Source organism: Burkholderia sp. BCC0322 (genome assembly GCF_902833045.1).
Lineage (GTDB): Bacteria > Pseudomonadota > Gammaproteobacteria > Burkholderiales > Burkholderiaceae > Burkholderia.
The window spans coordinates 1-20,848 of the sequence record NZ_CADFDU010000023.1 but is presented as its reverse complement, the minus strand read 5'-3'; the positions used below and the strand labels follow the sequence as shown (position 1 = coordinate 20,848).

The following is a 20,848-nucleotide window of genomic DNA, read 5'->3' as shown; positions in this document are numbered from 1 at the left end:
GTAGGGCGCGAGCGGGCGCAACAGCACGTTCAACGGGATCGCGCCGCCGGGGCGCGACAGCGTGGTGGCTTCGACGCGAGCGCGCCCGCGCGGAAATGCTCGAGCGCGGCCCGCAACGCTTTCTGCAGCCGGCGCTCGTCGAGCGGGCACGACGCATGAAGCCGCTCCTGGCGCACGCACAGCCCGTCGTGCCGCCCGATCAGTCGCTCGGCGATGCGGTTGCGCTTGATCGCGCGGCCGTCCTCGTCGACGATCGAGGTTGCGGCAAAATACCCGGCGCGCGAACTCGGCGTGCACGGCAATCGCGCGAACAGCATCCACGTGGGGCGGATGTGGGGCGTGCCGACCCAGAAGTATGACCGGCAGGCGGCCGCCGGGTACGGCATGACGGAGGAGCAGATCATCGCGCCGATCGCGTCGAACCTCGCGCTCGCGAAGCTGCCGACCGACGACGATTGCGCGCGGGCCGCGCCGTTCCTTGTGTCGGACCACGCGAATGCGGGGACGGGTGCGACGCGCGACACGAATGGCGGCAATTTCATGCGTTGACGATGGAGCAATGGATCATGCAGGACAATCAACACGCGCGGCATTTCTTCGCGTTCAATGGCGATGCGGACGGCCTGTGCGCGCTTCAGCAACTGCGGCTCGCGGAGGGCGAGCACGGCACGCTCGTGACCGGCGTGAAGCGCGACATCAAACTGCTCGAGCGGATCGACGCGCGCGCGGGCGACATCGTCACCGTGCTCGACGTGTCGCACGACCAGAATCGCGACGCTTGCGCGCGGCTGCTGCGCGATGGCGTGACGGTCCGCTATTTCGACCATCACTTCGCGGGCGAGCTGCCCGACGATGCGCGCTTCGACGCGCATATCGATACGGCGGCCGACATTTGCACGAGCGCGATCGTGAACCGTTATCTCGGCGGCCGGCACGCGCGCTGGGCGATCGTCGCGGCGTTCGGCGACGAGTTGCCGGCGCTCGGCAATGTGCTCGCGCGCGAGCACGGGCTGGGCGACGCCGAGCGCGACACGCTCGCCGAACTCGGGCTCTACCTGAACTACAACGCGTACGGCGAATGCGTCGGCGATCTGCATTTCGACCCGGCCGCGCTCGCGGACGCGATGCTGCCTTGCATCGACCCGCTCGATTTCGTGCGCGAGACGGCCGTGTTCGCCGCGCTGCGCGACGGCTACCGCGACGACATGGCGCGCGCGTGCGCACTCGCGCCGTTGCGCGAAGTGCCTGGCGCGACACTGGTCCGGATGCCTGATCATCCATGGGCGCGGCGCGCGACCGGCATGCTCGCGAACGAGCGGATGCGCAACGCGCCGCATGCGGCGCTCGCGGTGCTGTCTCCGCGCGCGGACGGCGGGCTCGTCGTGAGCGTGCGCGTGCCGGACGGTCGGCCGCTCGGTGCCGACGAGTTCTGTCGCGGCTTTCCGACCGGTGGTGGGCGCAAGCGCGCGGGCGGCATCAACCATCTGCCGGAAGCCGAGTTCGACGCGTTCGCCGAGCGATTCGAGGCGGCGTTCCGGCTCGATTGACGCAGCGGCCGGCTGCGATGACGCTCACGCCGTGCAGCCATCGCGCGGCGTGCGCATCGTGGCCGGATCAATCGGTCGCGCCCGCGAGCGCGGCCGGCATGTTGTGACAGCAGCAGCGCGCCTTGACGCGCTCGGCGATGCGCCAACCCCGTGCGGTGCGCACGAACTGGTCCGCGTACCACGGCCCGAGAACCATCACCTGCGTGCCGCCGTCCGGCAGCGCGACCTCCATCGGCTTGAAGCAGATCGTGCGGCCGCGCGCGGGTATGGCCGTCGAGTCGGATCGACAGGTTGCCGACCATGTGCCGGTATTGCGGAAACGGCGGCAGCACGGTGCGCAGCCACGCCGTCCCCCCGGATAGCGGCCGGCGATGCCGCCCATCGCGCGATAGTCGATCGCGGCATCAGGTGTGAACACCGCGTCGAGCGCGTCGAACATCGACACCGCGCAGCGCAGCCGCGACAATACGCGTCTCTTTCCGCTTTCGTCATCGAGGTGCCCGTGCCCGCCAAGTCGTCCATTGCTCCCGCGATCGTCTGGTTCCGCGACGATCTGCGCGTGACCGACCAGCCCGCGCTGACGCGCGCGGTGGCGTCGGGCCGGCCGCTCGTGTGCGTATTCGTCGACGACACGGGCGCCGGCGCCGGGCGGGCGCTCGGCGGCGCGGCGCGCTGGTGGCTGCACGGGTCGCTGGCCGGGCTCGACGCGGCGCTGGTGCGTCATGGCGGACGCCTGCTGCTGTTGCGCGGCGACGCGCCGCGCGAGATCGAACGCATCGTGCACGACACGGGCGCGCAAGCCGTGTACTGGAACCGCCGCTATGCGCAGCCGCAGCGCGACGCCGACGCGGCGCTGAAGGCGTCGCTCAAGGCGCGCGGCGTCGCGGTCGAGAGCAGCAACGGCAGCCTGCTGAACGAGCCGTGGGAGGTGCTGACGGGCAGCGGCGGGCCGTACCAGGTGTTCACCGCGTACTGGCGCGCGGCGCGCCGCGACCGCACGGTCGCCGCGCCGTTGCCGGAGCCCGAGCGGATCGCGTTTCATCCGTGGCCGAAAGCCGTGCGTGACTGCGCGCTGGCGCTGGACGCGCTGGCTTTGCGTCCGCCGGTGCCGGATTGGGCCGGCGGCCTGCGTGATGCGTGGCCCGCGCCCGACGAAGCCGGGGCGCACGCCCGGCTCGACGCGTTCCTGACGACATCGCTCGCCGGTTATGCGGATGCGCGCGACCTTCCCGACCGTCCCGCGACGAGCCGGCTTTCGCCGTTCCTGCGCTTTGGCAACGTGTCGCCGCGACAGGTGTGGCACGCGGTGCAGGGCGCTGCGAGTGCAGGCGGCGCGGCGGTCGCCGCGGACGCCGACAAATTCCTGAGCGAGCTCGGCTGGCGCGAGTTCAGCTACACGCTCCTGTACCACTTCCCGGCGCTCGCGACCGACAATTTCCGCGCGCAGTTCGACGCGATGCCGTGGCGCGACGATTCCACCGCGCTGCACGCATGGCAGCGCGGGCTGACCGGCTATCCGCTCGTCGATGCGGGCCTGCGCGAACTGTGGACGACCGGCTGGATGCACAACCGCGTGCGGATGGTCGTCGCGTCGTTCCTGATCAAGCATCTGCTGATCGACTGGCGCGCGGGCGAAGCGTGGTTCTGGGACACGCTGGTCGACGCCGATCCCGCGAACAACGCGGCGAGCTGGCAGTGGGTGGCCGGTTGCGGCGCCGACGCCGCGCCGTATTTCCGCATCTTCAATCCGGTCGCGCAGGGGCAGAAGTTCGATCCCGACGGCGCGTACGTACGGCGCTGGGTGCCCGAACTCGCCGGCCTCGACAACGCATCGATCCATGCGCCGTGGGAAGCCTCGCCGCTGGAACTCGACGCGGCTGGCGTGCGGCTCGGCGTCGACTATCCGGAACCGCTCGTCGAGCATGCGGCCGCGCGTGCCCGTGCGCTCGATGCGCTGGCAGCGTTGCCGAAGCGCCGCTGACCTTCTGCTGCGGGTTGCTGCATCAATTGCAGAACGCGACGTGTTCGAGCAGCGCGTACGCGACGCCAGAACCGAAATAGGCCGCGCCGCACCACGCGACGAATGCGAGCGTGACGGCAGCCAGCGCCGCGCGGATCATGCCCATGCCGCGTTGCCCGATGCCGGACGCGCGATGCGCGCGTCGTCGATCGGCAGGTGCAGCAACGCCGCGAGCACGCCGAGCGCGATCGAGCCGATCCACAGCGGCATGTACGAGTGTGTCGCGTCGTACACGAGCGCACCCAGCCAGACGCCGAAGAAACTGCCGAGCTGGTGCCCGAAGAACACGAAGCCGAACAGCGTCGCGATGTAGCGCACGCCGAACACCTGCGAGATCACGCCGTTCGTCAGCGGCACGGTGCCGAGCCACGTGAGCCCCATGACGGCTGCGAACACATAGACGCTCGCGGGCGACAGCGGCGCGGCGACGAATACCGCCATCGTGAGCGCACGCACGAGGTACAGCACCGACAGCACGTACTTGCGCCGCAGCAGCCCGCCGAGATGGCCGCACGCATAGGTGCCGGCCACGTTGGTCAGCGCGATCAGCGCGAGCGCGACGCTCGCGTGGCGTGCCGCCAGGCCGTGGTCGAGCAGGTAGGCGGGAAGATGCGTCGCGATGAACGCGAGCTGAAAGCCGCACGCGAAGAAGCCCGCGTTCAGCAGCCAGAAGCCGCGATGCGCGAACGCCTCGCGCACGGCTTCGCCGATCGACTGGTCGGGGCCGGCGGTGGCGCCGGCAGCCTGCGCGGGCCGGTCGCGCAGCAGCACGGCGAGCGGCGCGAGCAGCACCGCGACGAGCGCCAGTGCGATGAACGCATGCCGCCAGCCGATGCCGCCGATCAGCTCCTGCGCGACGGGCACCATGCAGAACTGGCCGAGCCCGCCGATCGCGCCGGCGACGCCAAGCGCCCAGCCGCGCCGGTCGGGCGGAAACAGGCGGCTCAGCGCGCCATAGATCGACGCGAACGCCGAGCCCGACAGTGCGATGCCGATCACGAGCCCCGCGCCGATCGTGAACATGCCGGTCGATGCCGCATGGGCCATCGTGACGAGCCCGGCCGCGTAAAGCAGCATCCCGGCGACGATCACGCGCAGCGAGCCGAAGCGATCGGCGACCATCCCCGTGAACGGCTGCGCAATGCCCCAGATCAGGTTCTGCAGCGCCAGGGCGAGTCCGAACGCTTCGCGCGACCAGCCGTGGTCGAGCGACACCGGTGCGAGGAACAGGCCCTGCACGTGGCGGATGCCGAGCGCGGCGCCCATGATCAGGCCGCCAGCCAGGACGGGCAGCCAGCGGCGGCGAACTTCCTGTTCGATCGGGGTCATGCGTGTCTCCGGATGAAGGCGCGCGGCAAAACGGCCGCTCTCGATCCGATTAGACGATCGGGCCCGTCGTCGCTCAAGCGATCATTCGGTCAGGTTGGCATGCGTGCTGGGAATGCGACGCGGGGCGTGCGGGGTGCGGCGGGAGCGCTCGGAAACGGCCAGGCTTGTTTGCAAAGACCGCGCCCGCTTACGCCGACGCCATGTCGTGCGCACGCATCGCGGCATCGCATTCGGCCGCTTCGGCGAGCATCCAGTCGCGGACGTCGGCTACTTCGCGGCGCGGGGCCGGATCGTGCTGGAACAGCCAGTAGCCGTACGCATCCGACAGTGCCTGGGTGTGCGGCCCGAGCACCGCGAGCCGCCCGTCCGCGAGCATCGGCGCGACGAGCGCGAGCCGGCCGAGCGCGACGCCCTGGCCCGCGATCGCGGCCTGGATCACCTGGTCGTACTGGTTGAAGCGCAGCACGCCTTTCGGGCGCGCGTCGCCGAGCCCGGCCGCGTGCAGGTGCGCGCGCCACTGCAATTGCGGCTGCGGCGGCCCGTCGAATTCGAGCAGCACGTGATCGGCGATCGCGGCTGCGTTCGTGACGGGCCGCGCGGCGAGCGCCGGATGCGCGACCGGCACGACGATCTCGTCGAACAGGCGCAGTGCGCCGGCCGGCGCGCGGTCGCGCGGACAATAGCGGATCCCGAGGTCGATGCCCTCGGTGCGCAAATCGAGTACCTTGTCGTTCGCGGCGACGCGCAGGTCGATCTCGGGCAGGCGCGCCTGCAGCCGCCCGAGCCGCGGCAGCAGCCACAGTGCGGTGACGCCGATGCTCGCGGTGATCGTGACGGGCTGGCGCTCGCGTGCGGCGGCGAGCGACGCGACGGTGTCCTGCAGGCCGTGCAGTGCCGCATCCGCGACGCGAAACAGCCGCTCGCCTTCCGGCGTGAATGCGATCTTCCGGTAGCCGCGCTGCAGCAGCGCGACGCCGAGATGCGCTTCGAGCGCGTGCACCTGGCGGCTGACCGCCGATTGCGTGACGCAGAGGTCCTGCGCGGCGAGCGTGATGCTCATGCGGCGACCGACGGCGACGAAACCGCGGACGAGGTCGAGCGATGGGAGACGGACGAGCGGCGTTGACATGCGCGTGACTCATGCGAACGGAGCAGCAAGATTGGTTGAGAACGCGGGCCGCGTCAAGTTCAATGGAGGCGGGCGTGGGGGATGGGGCCGGTGTTGGTCGGTTGACGCCCCGGCTGGGCTGTGAAGCATGGGCGTGAGTTGGCTTGAGGCGCTGACCTGGATGGATTGCGGGGCGTGGGGGCAGGGTAAGCGCTGACTTCGATCGACCGCCGTGGGTGGAGTAAGCGCTGAAGCGCTAACCGCGATCGACCGCCGTGGGGGTGGAGTAAGCGCTGAAGCGCTAACTCCACCCAGCCACGCCATGGGACCGCAGTAAGCGCTGAAGCGCTAACTGCAGTCGACCGCCGTGGGGGTGGAGTAAGCGCTGAAGCGCTAACTCCACCCAACCACGCCATGGGACCGCAGTAAGCGCTGAAGCGCTAACCGCGATCGACCGCCGTGGGGGTGGAGTAAGCGCTGAAGCGCTAACTCCACCCAACCACGCCATGGGACCGCAGTAAGCGCTGAAGCGCTAACTGCGGTCGACAGGAGACAAGATGACAATTTCGAACGAAGGCAGCGAGATGACACAGGACACCCGCGCGGCGGACGCATTGCCACCCGAGCCGGTGACGTTGCACGCGGCCGACGGCTATGCATTGCGCGGCCATGTGTGGCGCCATCGCGGCGGCAGCGTCGCGCGGCCCGTGACGGTCATCAATTGCGCGACTTCGGTGCGTTGCGACTACTACTTTCGTTTTGCAGCCTGGCTTTTCGCACAGGGGCGCGACGTGCTCGTCTATGACTATCGCGGCATCGGCGGGTCGCGCCCGGCGCAGCTCGCGAAGCTGCGCGCGAACTGGCTCGACTGGGGGCGGCTCGATTGCGAAGCCGCGCTGCAATACGCGCGTGACGCGTTTGCGGGCCAGCCGATCGACGTCGTCGCGCACAGCATCGGCGGGTTCGCGCTCGGGCTCGCCGCATCGAACGCTCACGTGCGACATGCGGTAACGGTCGGCGCGCAGTATGCGTACTGGCGCGATTACTTGCCGGCCGAACGGCGGCGTATGTGGTGGAAGTGGCATGTCGCGATGCCGGCGCTCGCGGCCGTGTTCGGCTATGTGCCCGCGAAGCGGCTCGGCTGGATGGAGGACACGCCGCGCGGCATCGCGTTGTCGTGGGTGCGCTCGCAGGCGCGCTTCGAGGAGGGCTATACGAGCGGCCCGCTCGCCGAACCCGCCGCGAGTCGCGCCGCGTTGCCCGCCCGCTTCGCGGGACTGTCGGCACCGATGCTCGCGATCGGCCTCGACGACGACGGGTTCGGCACGGTCGAGGCGATCGAGCGGCTGGTCGGCTATTACACGGGCAGCGACGTCACGCATCTGCGGATCGCGCCGGCCGACATCGGCGCCGAAGCGATCGGCCATTTCGCGTTTTTCCACAGCCGCTTCACCGACACGCTGTGGCCGCTGGCGCTCTACTGGCTGCAACACGGCGTGCTGCCGGCGGATGCCCCGGGCAATGTGCATGCGATTCACCCGGCATCGCGCGGGCGTGGGCACGGCAGCGGTGTGCCGGGTGTTGCCGCGAACGGGTGACAGAGGGCGGCCGCCTAACGCGGGCGCGTGCCGAGAGGGCAAGCGTCAGCGCGGCGCACGGTGCCGGCAGCATTGACGCCGGCGGGTCGCAACGGCTCGCCGCACCGCGTGATCGATTAACATCGGACGTTTCGTTCCACAGGCCGCCGCATGTCGATGCCAGCCCCGCCCGATTTCGCTTCCCCGTCCGAAACGCCGCGCGCCTGGAGCGTGCACGAACTTGATGTGCCGCCTGCGGCGGCGCGCGCCGGCGTGCGGCTCGCACGTGTCGATTTCGACTGGCGCGTGCCGCTTGCATCGCCCGCGTATGCGGCACTCAGCGATGACGAGCGGGCGCGGGCCGCGCGCTTCATGCGGCATGAAGATGCGGTGCGCAGCGCCACGACCCGCGCCGCGCTGCGCGACGTGCTCGGCACGGCCCTCGGCATCGCGCCGCAGGCGGTGGCGATCGCCATCGATGCATCGGGGCGGCCGTCGCTGGACAGCGCGCATCGCGCATCGCTCGACTTCAACGTGTCGCATGCGGGCGACCATGCGTTGCTTGCGTGGGCACCCGCGGGCCGCGTCGGCGTCGATATCGAGAGCTGCAATCGCGCGGCCGACTGGCGCGCGCTGACGCGCGAAGTCTGCGCGCCGGCCGAGGCCGCCTATCTCGACAGCCTGCCGGCCGCCGCGCGCGCCGGCGAATTCATGCGCGTCTGGAGTGCGAAAGAGGCGCTGCTCAAGGCGCTCGGCACGGGCATCGTCGGCGGGCTGAGCGCGTTCGCGGTCGTGCCGCCGCGCGATGTCGCGACTCCGGCGACGACGATCGTCGACCCGGCCGCGCCTGCCGCCGGTGTCGCGGCGTTTGAGGCGGCATGGCTCGACGCGGCGCCCGGCTACGCGGCGTGCGTCGCGTGGACGCGTGCGTGAGCCGGGATCAGCGCGCGGCGCTCATTCGAGCGGCGCGTCGTTCGGCGCCGCGTCGCGCGCCTTGATCACGTCGTTCATCGCGCAGTCGAACGACAGCTCCTTCGGCGGCGCCGGCTTCGTGAACCACGTGTCGTACAGCGCGTCGATCTCGCCTTCATCAACTGCGTAAGCACGCCGTCGACGAGCGCCTTGAACGGCGGATCGTCCTTGCGCCGCATGAACCCGCAGGCTTGCGACGATTTCAGCGTGCCGACGATCTGCCAGTCGGCCGGCTCCACGGCGAGCGGGCGCACGCCCGCGGGCAGCACGTCGTCCGTCATGTACGCGGCCGCGCGGCCGGATTCGAGCGTGAGGCGTCCTTTGCGCTGATGATCCGCATGTTCATCTTCTTTTCCTCGTTCATCTTGCGCAGCAGGCGCCCGGACGTCGTGCGCTGATCGGTTACGACCGTCTTGCCGTCGAGATCGGGAAAGTCGCGGATGCCCGAGCGCATGAGCGTGAGCAAGCGCGTCGTCGCAACGAAGCCGGCAGTCGAGAACGCGACCTGCGCGTGACGTGCGGCGAGGTTCGTGGTGACACCGCATTCGAGCTCGACGGTGCCGTTCCGCACGAGCTGGATGCGGTTCTGCGACGTGACGGGGATGAAGCGCACCTGCAGGTCGGGCTTGCTGGTGCGCGCCTTAACCGCGGCGATCACGCGGTCACACAGGTCCTGCGAGAAGCGACGACCTTGCCGTTCGCGTCGGCGCAGGAGAACGGCATTGACGTTTCGCGGTGGCCGATCGAGATCAGGTTGCGCTGCCGGATCTTATCGAGCGTACCCGGGAGCGGCTCCGCGGCGAGCGACGCGCCGCATGCGAGTGTGCACGCGATGAAGAGCAGGGGGCGGCCGAACCGGGTGGCGAATCGTCACGGGAATGACATGACGGTCTGCGTGGCGAATGGCGATCCATCTGTTGAAAGATGCGAAACAAGTGAAGCAAATGTTAAGGGCCGGATCACACGGACCGATGTGGCGGGGCGCGCCGGACATCAGGGAAACTCCCAAGTCGAAATCGATGAAAAACGGGTTGTCTAGACAAGTTGGCGTGGCTACACTTCAATCCATTCCGAACTTGTCTAGACAGGATTGCTCACATGATTACGTTGACCCCCGGCCGCCTGACCCTCCCGCAACTGCGCCAGATCGCGCGCGAATCCGTGCAGCTGACGCTCGATCCGGCCAGCTTCGCGAAGATCGACGCCGGCGCGAAGGCCGTCGCCGACATCGCCGCGAAGGGCGAGCCGGCCTACGGCATCAACACGGGCTTCGGCCGTCTGGCCAGCACGCACATCCCGCACGACCAGCTCGAACTGCTGCAGAAGAACCTCGTGCTGTCGCACGCGGTCGGCGTCGGCGAGCCGATGGCGCGCTCGTCTGTGCGTCTGCTGATGGCGCTGAAGCTGTCGAGCCTCGGCCGCGGCCACTCGGGCATCCGTCGGGAAGTGATGGACGCGCTGATCAAGCTGTTCAACGCGGACGTGCTGCCGTTGATCCCGGTGAAGGGCTCGGTCGGCGCATCGGGCGACCTCGCGCCGCTCGCGCACATGTCGGCCGTGCTGCTGGGCGTCGGCGAAGTGTTCATCCGCGGCGAGCGTGCGAGCGCGCTCGACGGTCTGCGCGTCGCGGGCCTCGCGCCGCTGACGCTGCAGGCGAAGGAAGGCCTCGCGCTGCTGAACGGCACGCAGGCCTCGACCGCGCTGGCGCTCGACAACATGTTCGCGATCGAAGACCTGTACCGCACCGCGCTCGTCGCGGGGGCGCTGTCGGTCGACGCGGCTGCCGGCTCGGTGAAGCCGTTCGACGCCCGCATTCATGAACTGCGCGGCCATCAAGGCCAGATCGACGCCGCCGCGTCGTATCGCGAGCTGCTCGACGGCTCGCCGATCAACCAGTCGCACCGCGACTGCGACAAGGTGCAGGATCCGTATAGCCTGCGCTGCCAGCCGCAGGTGATGGGCGCGTGCCTGGACCAGATGCGTCACGCGGCCGACGTGCTGCTGATCGAAGCGAACGCCGTGTCGGATAACCCGCTGATCTTCCCGGATACCGGCGAAGTGCTGTCGGGCGGCAACTTCCACGCGGAACCCGTCGCATTCGCGGCCGACAACCTCGCGCTCGCCGCCGCGGAAATCGGCGCGCTGGCCGAACGCCGCATCGCATTGCTGATCGACGCGACGCTGTCGGGCCTGCCCCCGTTCCTCGTGAGGGACGGCGGCGTGAACTCGGGCTTCATGATCGCCCACGTGACGGCGGCCGCGCTCGCATCGGAAAACAAGACGCTCGCGCACCCGGCATCGGTCGACTCGCTGCCGACCTCGGCAAACCAGGAAGACCACGTGTCGATGGCGACGTTCGCCGCGCGCAAGCTCGCCGACATCGCGGACAACACGAAGCACATCCTCGCCATCGAACTGCTGGCCGCCGCACAAGGCGTCGACCTGCGTGCGCCGTACCACACGAGCCCGAAGCTGGCGCCGGTGATGGAGACGATCCGCAGCAAGGTGGCGCACTACGAACTCGACCACTACTTCGCACCAGACATCGCAGCGGTCGCGAAGCTCGTCGGCGAGCGCGCGTTCGCGAAGGTCGCACCGTTCTCGTTCGCATCGGAACAGTAAGCCAATGAGCGCGCCGGTCTACCAGGAGATCAAGGATTTCATCCTGGCCCGCATCCACGCCGGCGAGTGGGAGGAGGGCGACCAGGTGCCGTCCGAGAACGAGCTGGCGCGCGAATTCAAGGTGGCGCGCATGACCGTCAACCGCGCGCTGCGCGAGTTGACGGCCGAGCAGGTGCTCACGCGCATGAAGGGGGCGGGCACCTACGTCGCGCGGCCGAAGTACGAGTCGACGCTGGTGGCGATCCGCAGCATCTCGGAGGAAGTCGGTGCACGCGGGCATGCGTATCACGCCAGCGTGCTCGGCCTCGACACGATCCGCGCCGACGAGGCGCTCGCCGACGAGATGCAGGTGGCCGTGCGCACGAAGCTGTTTCATTCGCAGGTGCTGCACTTCGAGAATGACGAACCCGTGCAGCTCGAAGAACGATGGGTGAATCCGGCGGTCGCGCCGGATTACGCCGAGCAGGATTTCACGAACACGACGCCGAACCTGTACCTGATGCGCGCGGCTCCGCTGCAGCGTGTCGAGTACCGGATCGAAGCGGCGGCCCCGGCGCCGGAGCGGCGCGAGCAGCTGCGGATGGACGACGTCGAGCCGTGTCTGGTTTTACATCGACGCACCTGGTCGCAGGGCGTCGTCGCCTCGGTGGCGAATCTGTGGCATCCCGGCAGCCGTTATCGCTTCACCGGGCATTTCTGATTTCTATTTGATATTCATTTTCCTTCGGGAGCAGTCGTCATGAACCATCCGAAACACATCGATCCCCGTCTCGATCCCACGCGCACGATCCGCGCGCCGCGCGGCAGCGAGAAAGTCTGCAAGACCTGGCTGGCCGAAGCGGCGTACCGGATGATCCAGAACAACCTCGATCCGGAAGTCGCCGAGCATCCGCATGCGCTCGTCGTGTATGGCGGCATCGGCCGCGCGGCGCGCAACTGGGAATGCTACGACCAGATCCTCGCATCGCTGAAGGATCTCGAAGAGAACGAGACGCTGCTGATCCAGTCGGGCAAGCCGGTCGGTGTGTTCCGCACGCACAAGGATGCGCCGCGTGTGCTGCTCGCGAACTCGAACCTCGTGCCGCACTGGGCGAACTGGGATCACTTCCACGAGCTCGATCGCAAGGGCCTGATGATGTACGGCCAGATGACGGCCGGAAGCTGGATCTACATCGGCAGCCAGGGCATCGTTCAGGGTACCTATGAAACGTTCTTCTCGGTCGCGAACCAGCACTTCAACGGCGATCCGTCGGGCCGCTGGATCCTGACGGGCGGCCTGGGCGGCATGGGCGGCGCGCAGCCGCTGGCCGCGACGATGGCCGGGTTCTCGATGATCGCGGTCGAATGCGACGAAACCCGCATCGACTTCCGCCTGAAGACGCGCTACGTCGACAAGAAGGCGACCACGCTCGACGAGGCGCTCGGCATGATCGAGGAAGCGAAGCGCACCGGCAAGCCGGTGTCGGTTGGCCTGCTCGGCAACGCGGCCGACGTGTTCGCGGAACTCGTCACGCGCGGCATCACGCCGGACTGCGTGACCGACCAGACGAGCGCGCACGACCCGATCAACGGCTACCTGCCGCAAGGCTGGAGCGTCGCGCAATGGCGCGAAGCGCAGAAGGTCGATCCGCAGAGCATCGTGAAGGTCGCGAAGCAGTCGATGGCCGTCCAGGTGCGCGCGATGCTGGCGCTGCAGGAACGCGGCGCGGCGACGCTCGACTACGGCAACAACATCCGCCAGATGGCCCTGGAAATGGGTGTCGAGAACGCATTCGACTTCCCGGGCTTCGTGCCGGCCTACATCCGCCCGCTGTTCTGCGAAGGCAAGGGCCCGTTCCGCTGGGTCGCGCTGTCGGGCGATCCGGAAGACATCTACAAGACCGACCAGAAGGTGAAGGAACTGATCCCCGACGATCCGCATCTGCACAACTGGCTCGACATGGCGCGTGAGCGCATTGCGTTCCAGGGCCTGCCGGCACGGATCTGCTGGGTCGGCGTGAAGGATCGCTATCGCCTCGGCCAGGCGTTCAACGAGATGGTCAAGAACGGCGAACTGAAGGCGCCGATCGTGATCGGCCGCGACCACCTCGATACGGGTTCGGTCGCCAGCCCGAACCGCGAGACGGAATCGATGAAGGACGGTTCGGACGCAGTCAGCGACTGGCCGCTCCTGAACGCACTGCTGAACACCGCGGGCGGCGCATCGTGGGTGTCGCTGCACCACGGCGGCGGCGTCGGGATGGGCTTCTCGCAGCACTCGGGCGTCGTGATCGTCGCCGACGGTACCGCCGAAGCGCACGAGCGTCTTGGCCGCGTGCTGCTGAACGATCCGGCGACGGGCGTGATGCGCCATGCGGATGCCGGCTACGAACTCGCGCAGCAGACGGCCCGCGAAGCCGGCCTGAAGCTGCCGATGCTCGGCCGCTGAGCATGACGGCGCTCCACCAGGCGCCGGTGAACGCGATGCTGATCCGCGCCGCGGATCTCGTCGCGTCGCCATGGAAGAACGGCGGTGGCGTGACGCGCGAAATCGGCGCGTTCCCGCCGGGCGCCGCGCTCGACACGTTCGCGTGGCGCGTGAGCGTCGCCGACGTCGGCACGGCCGGGCCGTTCTCGCGTTTCGACGGGATCGACCGCACGCTGGTGCTGCTGTCCGGCGCGGGCATGACGCTCGCCGAGGAAGGCGGCGCCCGCCACGTGCTCGACGCACCGCTGACCCGCGCGGATTTTGCGGGCGAGGCGGAGATCGACGCGACGCTGCACGACGGCGCGACGCGCGACTTCAACCTGATGACGCGCCGGTCGGCCGCGCGCGGCGCGCTCGACGTGTGGCGCGCAGGCGCGCACCGCATCGAGCATGCCGATACCGTGCTGCTGTTTTGCGCGGCCGGCGAGGCTGCCGTTGAAATCGACGGCGCACGCTACACACTGGAAGAAATGGACACGTTGCGGCTCGACGGGCCGCGGCGTGCGTTTGACGTCGTCGTGAGCGGCAGCGGCGCGTTGCTCGCCGTGTCGCTCGCCATCGGCGAACGAGACTGAACGCATGAAACCGACTGTCTGGCATCACCTGAGGCTGTGTCCGCACGGCCATCCTGACGAGACGATCGACGACGCGGCGATCGCCGTCGACGAAACCGGCACGATCGTCTGGCTCGGCGCACTGTCCGCGCTGCCGCACGGTTATGCCCACTGGCAGCGCGAGGATCTGCACGGCGCGTGGGTGACGCCGGGCCTCGTCGACTGCCATACGCACCTCGTATACGGCGGCACGCGCGCCGACGAATTCGCGCAGCGTCTCGCGGGCGTGAGCTACGAGGAAATCGCGCGGCAGGGCGGCGGGATCGTGTCGACGGTGCGCGCGACGCGCGCGGCCGACGAGACGACGCTGTTCGTGCAGGCCGCCGCACGCCTGCAGCCGTTGCTCGCCGAAGGCGTGAGCGCGATCGAGATCAAGTCGGGCTACGGGCTCGACCTCGCGAGCGAACGCAAGATGCTGCGCGTCGCACGCCAGCTCGGCGAACGCTTTCCGGTCACCGTCTACACGACCTTCCTCGGCGCGCACGCGCTGCCGCCCGAATATGCGGGCCGCGCGGACGCGTACATCGACGAAGTGTGCGACCGGATGCTGCCGGCGCTGGCCGACGAAGGCCTCGTCGACGCGGTCGACGTGTTCTGTGAACGCATCGGCTTTTCGCTCGCGCAGACCGAGCGCGTGTTCGAGGCCGCGACGCGGCGCGGGCTGCCCGTGAAGCTGCATGCGGAGCAACTGTCGAACGCGGGCGGCACGGCGCTTGCCGCGCGTTATCGCGCACTGTCCGCCGATCACCTCGAATTTCTGGACGAAGCCGGCATCGAGGCGATGAAGGCGGCCGGTACGGTTGCCGTGCTGCTGCCCGGCGCGTATTACTTCATCCGCGAGACGCAACTGCCGCCGATCGAGCTGCTGCGCAAGCACGGCGTGCCGATCGCGCTCGCGACCGATCACAATCCCGGCACGTCGCCGCTCGAATCGCTGCTGCTGACGTTGAACATGGGCTGCACGCTGTTCCGCATGACGGTGCCCGAGGTGCTGCAGGGCGTCACGCGCCATGCGGCCGCGGCGCTCGGCCGCGCGGATCGCCATGGCGCGCTCGAGGTCGGTCGCCAGGCCGACTTCGCCGCTTGGTCGGTCGGCTCGCTGGCGGAGCTCGCCTACTGGATCGGCCGGCCGCTGTGCGAGCAGGTCGTACGCGGCGGCACGACCGTGTTTCGCCGGATGAATGGATAGCCTCATGACCGACACCACGTTGTTTGCTGACCATGCGTACCTGCCCGATGGCTGGCGCCGTAACGTGCTGCTGCGCTGGGACGCGGCCGGCACGCTGACCGAAGTGACGCCCGACACCGACCCGCCGGCGGGCGTCGCGCGCGCGGCCGGGCCGGTGCTGCCGGGCATGCCGAACCTGCATTCGCACGCGTTCCAGCGCGCGATGGCGGGGCTCACCGAATACCGCGCGAATCCGGCCGACAGCTTCTGGAGTTGGCGCGACCTGATGTACCGCTTCGCGCTGAAGATCACGCCCGACGCGCTCGCTGCGATCGCGCGCTGGCTGTATGTCGAGATGCTCAAGTGCGGCTACACGTCGGTGTGCGAATTCCACTACGTGCATCACACGCAGGACGGCTCGCGTTATCCGCAGATCGCGGAACTCGGCACGCGCGTGATCGACGCCGCGCGCGCGGCCGGCATCGGCATCACGATGCTGCCCGTGTCGTACCAGTTCGCCGGCTTCGGCGACAGGCCGCCGCGCGACGACCAGCGCCGCTTCATCAACACGCCCGACGGCCTGCTCGAGCTGCTCGACGCGATGCGTCGCGTGGCCCCGGAGCACGGCGGGCTGCGCTACGGCGTTGCACCGCACTCGCTGCGCGCAGTATCCGAGAACGGGTTGCGCGTGCTGCTGAATGGGCTGCCCGACGATGCGCCCGTGCACATCCATATCGCCGAGCAGACGGCCGAAGTCGACGACTGCGTGCGCGCCTACGGTGCGCGCCCCGTGCAATGGCTGCTCGATCGCTTCGACGTCGATGCGCGCTGGTGTCTCGTGCACGCGACGCACGTCGACGCCGCCGAAACGGCCGCGCTCGCGAAGCGTCGCGCGGTCGCGGGCCTGTGCCTGACGACCGAAGCGAATCTCGGCGACGGCGTGTTCCCGGCCGTCGACTATCTCGCGCAGGGCGGCGTGATCGGCGTTGGTTCGGACAGCCACGCGTCGGTCGACTGGCGCTCGGAATTGCGCCTGCTCGAATACGGGCAACGGCTCGTGCATTGCGCGCGCAACGTGCTGGCGAGCGATACGCAGGCGCATGTCGCCGATCGCCTGTTCGACGCTTCGCTTGCGGGCGGCGCGCAGGCCAGCGGGCGGCGCGTCGGTGCGCTGCGCGAAGGGTGCCGTGCCGACTGGCTCGTGCTCGATCCCGATCATCCGGCGATCGCCGAACACGACAGCACGTCGTGGTTGTCGGGTATCGTGTTCGCGGAACACGGCGAGACGCCGGTGCTCGACGTCTACACGGGCGGCGAGCGCGTCGTGAGCGGCCGCCGTCATCGCGACGAAGCGCTCGCGTATGCCGATTACCGCGCCGCGCTGGCGCAACTGCTGCGCTGACGCGCGCAACCGGCGCACGCCGCAAGCGTGCGCCGGCAGACCTCCAACGGTGATGCGACATGACTGAACAACCGGCTGTATTCACGCTGAAGCAGGGCACGCTGCCGCTGCTGATCTCGATTCCGCACGCAGGCACGCACATCCCCGCCGACATCGCCGCGACGATGACGGCCGACGCGCGTTTCGTCGACGATTGCGACTGGCATCTCGAACGGCTGTACGGATTCGCGGCCGACCTCGGCGCATCGATCCTCGTACCGTCGCACGCGCGTTACGTCGTCGACCTGAATCGTCCGCCCGACAACGAGAACCTGTACCCGGGGCAGGACACGACGGGGCTCGTGCCGGTCGATACGTTCGACAAGGTGCCGCTGTATCCGGCGAACGCGCTGCCCGGCAACGACGAGATCATGCGTCGCCGCGACCGCTACTGGCTGCCGTATCACGAGGCGCTGCAAAGCGAGGTGGCGCGCCTGAAGCGCGAGCATGGCCGCGTGCTCGTGTGGGAAGCGCATTCGATCCGCTCGCACGTGCCGCGCTTCTTCGACGGCCGCCTGCCGGACTTCAACTTCGGCACGTCGAGCGGCGCGAGTGCCGCACCGGGCCTGGCAGAGGCGCTGGCCGCACGCGTGCTCGAACATGGCGGCTATACGGCCGTCGCGAACGGGCGCTTCAAAGGCGGTTACATCACGCGTCACTATGGCGTGCCCGATACCGGCGTCGAGGCCGTGCAGCTCGAGCTCTCGCAGATCACCTACATGGAAGAGACGCGTCCTTACACGTATGACGAAACGCGTGCGGCGCGGATTGTGCCGCTATTGCAGACGCTCGTCGAGACCGCGCTCGCCTATCGTTGAACACGGGCCGCTCGGATGCGGCAGCGCGGTGGCGCAGGCGCGCCGCAGCCTGCCGGCAAGCAGCCTGCCGCACCGATGCAATGCACCACACGGCATCGATCCACGGGATCGATGCCGTTTTTTTCGTGTGGCTTTCGTCTGACCGATGTCGTCATCGGCACCTGAAAATTTGACGCAATTTTTAGGTGATATAAGCTGAATGTCAGGAAATCGTCACGCGCACTTGCGGCGGGGCCATCGATCGTGGCCGCACCGCGCCGGAATGCGCTGCGAGACACCTCGCCGACGTGTCGCCGCGCGGCTTTGCCGCTTGCGCTTCATCGCGACACGTGTCCTGCATTCATCAGTCAGTCGAGTACGATCGTGAAAGCCGCCAGCCCTTCGATACGCCGGACGCGAAGTCCGTCGGCGGGCGCGCCGCCTCAGGCCGGGCCGATCCGGCATGCTGATCGCGGCACGCGTGCCGCCCCTTTGCGCAAGCCTCGTTGCTTCGCCATTTCCCATCGCGGCTTGCGCCGCTTCAATCTCGTGACCGCGCACGTCTTCAGCGCGGTGCAGTGCGACGGCAGCGCATCGTTGTTGCCCTAGCGTCGTTTTCCGCTTCCGTTCCGAGTCGCACCGCCTGATGCCGCTTCGTCCGCGCGGCAGGATCGCGCATGGGCATGCGCCGCGTCGTGGTGCGCGCGTGCGGCGCCGGCGCGACCCATCATCGTCCCGCGTACGGCCGTGTCGCGCGCGATTACCGGAGAGACACCCATGCGTACGCGCCCGATCGTAGCCGTCACCGCCGACCGCATCCTGCGCGGTGCGCATCCGAACCACACGGCGGGGGAGAAGTATCTGGCCGCACTCGTCGACGGCGCCGGCGCGCTCGCCTTCGTGCTGCCCGCACTCGGCGCGCGCCAGCCGGCCGACGCGATCGTCGCGGCGATCGACGGGTTGCTGTTGACTGGCAGCTATTCGAACGTCGAACCGCATCACTACGGCGGCGCCGCGAGCGCGCCCGACACGCTGCACGATCCCGCGCGCGACGCGACCGCGTTGCCGCTGATCCGTGTGGCGATCGATGCGGGCGTGCCCGTCCTCGCGATCTGTCGCGGCATGCAGGAGCTGAACGTCGCCTACGGCGGCACGCTGCACCAGCGGCTGCACGCGACGACCGGCTTCGACGATCACCGCGAGCGGCCCGCCGATCCGCTCGAACGGCAGTACGGTCCCGCGCATGTCGTGCGGTTCGCGCCGGGCGGCCTGCTGCAGCGGGTCGCGCACGGCGCGCAGGAGGCGACGGTCAATTCGCTGCACGACCAGGGCATCGCGCAGCTCGGCGCGGGGCTCGTCGTCGAAGCCAGCGCACCCGACGGGCTGGTCGAGGCCGTCAGCGTGCGCGGCGCACGCGCGTTCGCGCTCGGCGTGCAGTGGCATCCCGAATGGCGCTACGCGGAACAGCCGCTGTCGCGCGACATCTTCGCGGCATTCGGCGCGGCGTGCCGCGCGCGCATGACGCATCGCATTCATGCAGCCGGTGGCGCGATTTCGTCGCCGGCCGCATCCGACGTCGACTGATAGAGGCCGATCATGCAACCCGAACTGAGCGAATTCCTGCGACAGCACCGCATCACCGAGGTCGAGGCGATCATTCCCGACATGGCCGGCATTGCGCGCGGCAAGATCATTCCGCGCAACAAGTTCGAATCCGGCGAATCGATGCGCCTGCCGCAGGCCGTGATGGTGCAGACCGTCACCGGCGACTATCCGGAAGACGGCACGCTGACCGGCGTGACCGATCCCGACATGGTGTGCGTGCCCGATCCGTCGACGATCTGCCTGATTCCGTGGGCCGTCGATCCGACCGCGCAGGTGATCCACGACTGTGTTCACTTCGACGGCTCGCCGGTCGAAATCTCGCCACGCTACGTGCTGCGACGCGTGCTCGACCTGTACAAGGCGAAAGGCTGGCAGCCGGTCGTTGCGCCCGAGCTCGAGTTCTATCTCGTCGACATGAATGCCGATCCCGACCTGCCGCTGCGTCCGCCCGTCGGCCGCACCGGGCGTGCGGAGACCGGCCGGCAGTCGTATTCGATCGAGGCCGTCAACGAGTTCGATCCGCTGTTCGAGGACATCTACGAATACTGCGAGATGCAGGGGCTCGACATCGACACGCTGATCCACGAGGTCGGCGCCGCGCAGATGGAGATCAACTTCATGCACGGCGATGCGCTGTCGCTGGCCGACCAGGTGTTCCTGTTCAAGCGCACCGTGCGCGAGGCGGCGCTGCGCCACAACATGTACGCGACCTTCATGGCGAAGCCGATGCAGGACGAGCCGGGCTCGGCGATGCATATCCACCAGAGCCTGGCCGACGCGCGCACCGGGCGCAACCTGTTCTCCAACGAGGACGGCGCCGTGTCGCCGATGTTCCACAGCTATCTCGCGGGGCTGCAGAAGTACACGCCCGCGTTGATGCCGATCTTCGCGCCGTACATCAACTCGTATCGCCGCCTGTCGCGCTTCATGGCCGCACCGATCAACGTGCAATGGGGCTACGACAACCGTACGGTCGGCTTCCGCATCCCGCAGTCGGATTCGTCGGCGCGCCGTATCGAGAACCGTATCCCGGGCGTCGACTGCAACCCGTACCTTGCGTTCGCCGCGACGCTCGCGGCCGGCTATCTCGGCTTGATCCAGCAGCTCGCACCGACCGAGCCGATCGCGTCGGACGGCTACAACCTGCCGTACCAGCTGCCGCGCAATCTCGAGGAGGGCATCTCGCTGATGGCGGCCTGCGCACCGCTGGCCGGCATTCTCGGCGACAAGTTCGTGACGGCCTACCTGGCGCTGAAGGAAACCGAATACGAAGCGTTCTTCCGCGTGATCAGCTCCTGGGAACGCCGCCATCTGCTGCTGCACGTGTGAGCGTGCGCACAACCGAATACGGAATCACGGAGGAAACATGACTTACCGCAACGAATCTGCCTGGATCCAGCCGGCCGCGCCGAGCGCCACGGCCGCAGCGCCCCGCACGACGCAGGCACGCACGACCGCCGAATACCGCGCGCTCGATGCCGCGCACCACATTCACCCGTTCTCCGACATGGGCGCGCTGAACCGCGCGGGCAGCCGCGTGATCGTGAAGGCCGACGGCGTCTACCTGTGGGACTCGGACGG

General features: G+C 68.7%; 19 protein-coding genes and 2 pseudogenes. 15 read left to right on the top strand and 6 right to left on the bottom strand.

Features of this window, described 5'->3' with window-relative positions:
• Positions 1–29: 29 nt before the first annotated feature.
• Positions 30–317: a hypothetical protein gene (locus HWX39_RS36535; protein WP_244135162.1), complete on the bottom strand. Its 288-nt coding sequence runs from the start codon at positions 315–317 to the stop codon at positions 30–32.
• On the opposite strand from HWX39_RS36535, the gene HWX39_RS34735 reads away from it, so the two are divergent.
• Both HWX39_RS34735 and HWX39_RS34730 read left to right on the top strand, forming a co-directional pair.
• A complete protein-coding gene (locus tag HWX39_RS34735; protein ID WP_244135159.1) occupies positions 214–549 on the top strand; it encodes an SDR family oxidoreductase in 336 nt (111 codons plus the stop codon). The two genes, HWX39_RS36535 and HWX39_RS34735, sit on opposite strands and share 104 nt — an antisense overlap.
• 17 nt (positions 550–566) lie before the next feature.
• Positions 567–1,547: an acetyltransferase gene (locus tag HWX39_RS34730; protein WP_175972025.1), complete on the top strand. Its 981-nt coding sequence runs from the start codon at positions 567–569 to the stop codon at positions 1,545–1,547.
• A gap of 67 nt (positions 1,548–1,614) precedes the next feature.
• Here HWX39_RS34730 and HWX39_RS34725 read toward each other — a convergent pair whose 3' ends face one another.
• Positions 1,615–2,013: a nuclear transport factor 2 family protein gene (locus tag HWX39_RS34725; RefSeq protein ID WP_175972024.1), complete on the bottom strand. Its 399-nt coding sequence runs from the start codon at positions 2,011–2,013 to the stop codon at positions 1,615–1,617.
• A gap of 36 nt (positions 2,014–2,049) precedes the next feature.
• On the opposite strand from HWX39_RS34725, the gene HWX39_RS34720 reads away from it, so the two are divergent.
• Positions 2,050–3,528 (top strand): deoxyribodipyrimidine photo-lyase, encoded by a 1,479-nt coding sequence (locus HWX39_RS34720; protein ID WP_175972023.1) that lies wholly within the window; start codon positions 2,050–2,052, stop codon positions 3,526–3,528.
• A 22-nt stretch (positions 3,529–3,550) separates the two neighbouring features.
• On the opposite strand, the gene HWX39_RS36715 is transcribed toward HWX39_RS34720, so the two are convergent.
• The 3 genes from HWX39_RS36715 to HWX39_RS34710 form a co-directional block, all read right to left on the bottom strand.
• Positions 3,551–3,673: a hypothetical protein gene (locus HWX39_RS36715; protein ID WP_279613124.1), complete on the bottom strand. Its 123-nt coding sequence runs from the start codon at positions 3,671–3,673 to the stop codon at positions 3,551–3,553.
• Complete coding sequence (locus HWX39_RS34715) at positions 3,664–4,896, bottom strand: MFS transporter (protein ID WP_175972022.1); 1,233 nt, start codon at positions 4,894–4,896, stop codon at positions 3,664–3,666. The genes HWX39_RS36715 and HWX39_RS34715 overlap by 10 nt, the downstream gene beginning before the upstream one ends.
• 187 nt (positions 4,897–5,083) lie before the next feature.
• Positions 5,084–6,025: a LysR substrate-binding domain-containing protein gene (locus HWX39_RS34710; RefSeq protein ID WP_175972021.1), complete on the bottom strand. Its 942-nt coding sequence runs from the start codon at positions 6,023–6,025 to the stop codon at positions 5,084–5,086.
• Between the two features lie 536 nt (positions 6,026–6,561).
• Between HWX39_RS34710 and HWX39_RS34705 the strand changes: the two genes are divergently transcribed.
• Positions 6,562–7,602: an alpha/beta fold hydrolase gene (locus HWX39_RS34705; protein WP_175972020.1), complete on the top strand. Its 1,041-nt coding sequence runs from the start codon at positions 6,562–6,564 to the stop codon at positions 7,600–7,602.
• A gap of 156 nt (positions 7,603–7,758) precedes the next feature.
• Complete coding sequence (locus HWX39_RS34700) at positions 7,759–8,514, top strand: 4'-phosphopantetheinyl transferase superfamily protein (protein WP_175972049.1); 756 nt, start codon at positions 7,759–7,761, stop codon at positions 8,512–8,514.
• A gap of 21 nt (positions 8,515–8,535) precedes the next feature.
• On the opposite strand, the pseudogene HWX39_RS34695 reads toward HWX39_RS34700, so the two are convergent.
• Positions 8,536–9,387 (bottom strand): annotated as a pseudogene (locus HWX39_RS34695) (transporter substrate-binding domain-containing protein).
• A gap of 264 nt (positions 9,388–9,651) precedes the next feature.
• Between HWX39_RS34695 and hutH the strand changes: the two are divergent.
• The 10 genes and pseudogenes from hutH to HWX39_RS34645 all read left to right on the top strand — a co-directional run.
• Complete coding sequence (gene hutH, locus HWX39_RS34690; protein ID WP_175972019.1) at positions 9,652–11,175, top strand: histidine ammonia-lyase; 1,524 nt, start codon at positions 9,652–9,654, stop codon at positions 11,173–11,175.
• Between the two features lie 4 nt (positions 11,176–11,179).
• Positions 11,180–11,875: a histidine utilization repressor gene (gene hutC, locus HWX39_RS34685; protein ID WP_039369341.1), complete on the top strand. Its 696-nt coding sequence runs from the start codon at positions 11,180–11,182 to the stop codon at positions 11,873–11,875.
• Between the two features lie 39 nt (positions 11,876–11,914).
• Complete coding sequence (gene hutU / locus HWX39_RS34680) at positions 11,915–13,603, top strand: urocanate hydratase (RefSeq protein ID WP_175972018.1); 1,689 nt, start codon at positions 11,915–11,917, stop codon at positions 13,601–13,603.
• 2 nt (positions 13,604–13,605) lie between these two features.
• Positions 13,606–14,217, top strand: a complete 612-nt coding sequence (locus HWX39_RS34675) for a HutD family protein (protein ID WP_175972017.1) — start codon at positions 13,606–13,608, stop codon at positions 14,215–14,217.
• A gap of 4 nt (positions 14,218–14,221) precedes the next feature.
• The gene (gene hutI, locus HWX39_RS34670) at positions 14,222–15,445 is read left to right on the top strand and encodes an imidazolonepropionase (RefSeq protein WP_175972016.1); all 1,224 of its coding nucleotides are present in this window, start codon (positions 14,222–14,224) and stop codon (positions 15,443–15,445) included.
• 4 nt (positions 15,446–15,449) lie between these two features.
• A complete protein-coding gene (locus tag HWX39_RS34665) occupies positions 15,450–16,826 on the top strand; it encodes a formimidoylglutamate deiminase (protein ID WP_175972015.1) in 1,377 nt (458 codons plus the stop codon).
• A gap of 59 nt (positions 16,827–16,885) precedes the next feature.
• Positions 16,886–17,683: an N-formylglutamate deformylase gene (gene hutG, locus HWX39_RS34660; RefSeq protein WP_175972014.1), complete on the top strand. Its 798-nt coding sequence runs from the start codon at positions 16,886–16,888 to the stop codon at positions 17,681–17,683.
• 756 nt (positions 17,684–18,439) lie between these two features.
• Positions 18,440–19,246 carry a gamma-glutamyl-gamma-aminobutyrate hydrolase family protein gene (locus tag HWX39_RS34655; protein WP_175972013.1) on the top strand — a complete coding sequence of 269 codons (807 nt, stop codon included), beginning with the start codon at positions 18,440–18,442 and terminating at the stop codon, positions 19,244–19,246.
• A gap of 12 nt (positions 19,247–19,258) precedes the next feature.
• Complete coding sequence (locus HWX39_RS34650; RefSeq protein WP_175972012.1) at positions 19,259–20,596, top strand: glutamine synthetase family protein; 1,338 nt, start codon at positions 19,259–19,261, stop codon at positions 20,594–20,596.
• Positions 20,597–20,633: 37 nt separating this feature from the next.
• A pseudogene (locus HWX39_RS34645) lies at positions 20,634–20,848 on the top strand (aspartate aminotransferase family protein); the annotation flags it as partial.

Excerpts from the sequence above, each read along its gene's own strand:
- HWX39_RS34655 (WP_175972013.1), top strand. The coding sequence starts at position 18,440 with ATGCGTACGCGCCCGATCGTAGCCGTCACCGCCGACCGCATCCTGCGC.
- HWX39_RS34730 (WP_175972025.1), top strand. The coding sequence starts at position 567 with ATGCAGGACAATCAACACGCGCGGCATTTCTTCGCGTTCAATGGCGAT.
- HWX39_RS36715 (WP_279613124.1), bottom strand. The coding sequence starts at position 3,673 with ATGGGCATGATCCGCGCGGCGCTGGCTGCCGTCACGCTCGCATTCGTC.
- HWX39_RS34715 (WP_175972022.1), bottom strand. The coding sequence starts at position 4,896 with ATGACCCCGATCGAACAGGAAGTTCGCCGCCGCTGGCTGCCCGTCCTG.
- hutU (WP_175972018.1), top strand. The coding sequence starts at position 11,915 with ATGAACCATCCGAAACACATCGATCCCCGTCTCGATCCCACGCGCACG.
- hutC (WP_039369341.1), top strand. The coding sequence starts at position 11,180 with ATGAGCGCGCCGGTCTACCAGGAGATCAAGGATTTCATCCTGGCCCGC.
- HWX39_RS34735 (WP_244135159.1), top strand. The coding sequence starts at position 214 with ATGCGGTTGCGCTTGATCGCGCGGCCGTCCTCGTCGACGATCGAGGTT.
- HWX39_RS34675 (WP_175972017.1), top strand. The coding sequence starts at position 13,606 with ATGACGGCGCTCCACCAGGCGCCGGTGAACGCGATGCTGATCCGCGCC.
- hutI (WP_175972016.1), top strand. The coding sequence starts at position 14,222 with ATGAAACCGACTGTCTGGCATCACCTGAGGCTGTGTCCGCACGGCCAT.
- HWX39_RS34700 (WP_175972049.1), top strand. The coding sequence starts at position 7,759 with ATGCCAGCCCCGCCCGATTTCGCTTCCCCGTCCGAAACGCCGCGCGCC.
- HWX39_RS34705 (WP_175972020.1), top strand. The coding sequence starts at position 6,562 with ATGACAATTTCGAACGAAGGCAGCGAGATGACACAGGACACCCGCGCG.
- HWX39_RS34650 (WP_175972012.1), top strand. The coding sequence starts at position 19,259 with ATGCAACCCGAACTGAGCGAATTCCTGCGACAGCACCGCATCACCGAG.
- HWX39_RS34710 (WP_175972021.1), bottom strand. The coding sequence starts at position 6,025 with ATGTCAACGCCGCTCGTCCGTCTCCCATCGCTCGACCTCGTCCGCGGT.
- hutG (WP_175972014.1), top strand. The coding sequence starts at position 16,886 with ATGACTGAACAACCGGCTGTATTCACGCTGAAGCAGGGCACGCTGCCG.
- HWX39_RS34665 (WP_175972015.1), top strand. The coding sequence starts at position 15,450 with ATGACCGACACCACGTTGTTTGCTGACCATGCGTACCTGCCCGATGGC.
- hutH (WP_175972019.1), top strand. The coding sequence starts at position 9,652 with ATGATTACGTTGACCCCCGGCCGCCTGACCCTCCCGCAACTGCGCCAG.
- HWX39_RS36535 (WP_244135162.1), bottom strand. The coding sequence starts at position 317 with ATGCTGTTCGCGCGATTGCCGTGCACGCCGAGTTCGCGCGCCGGGTAT.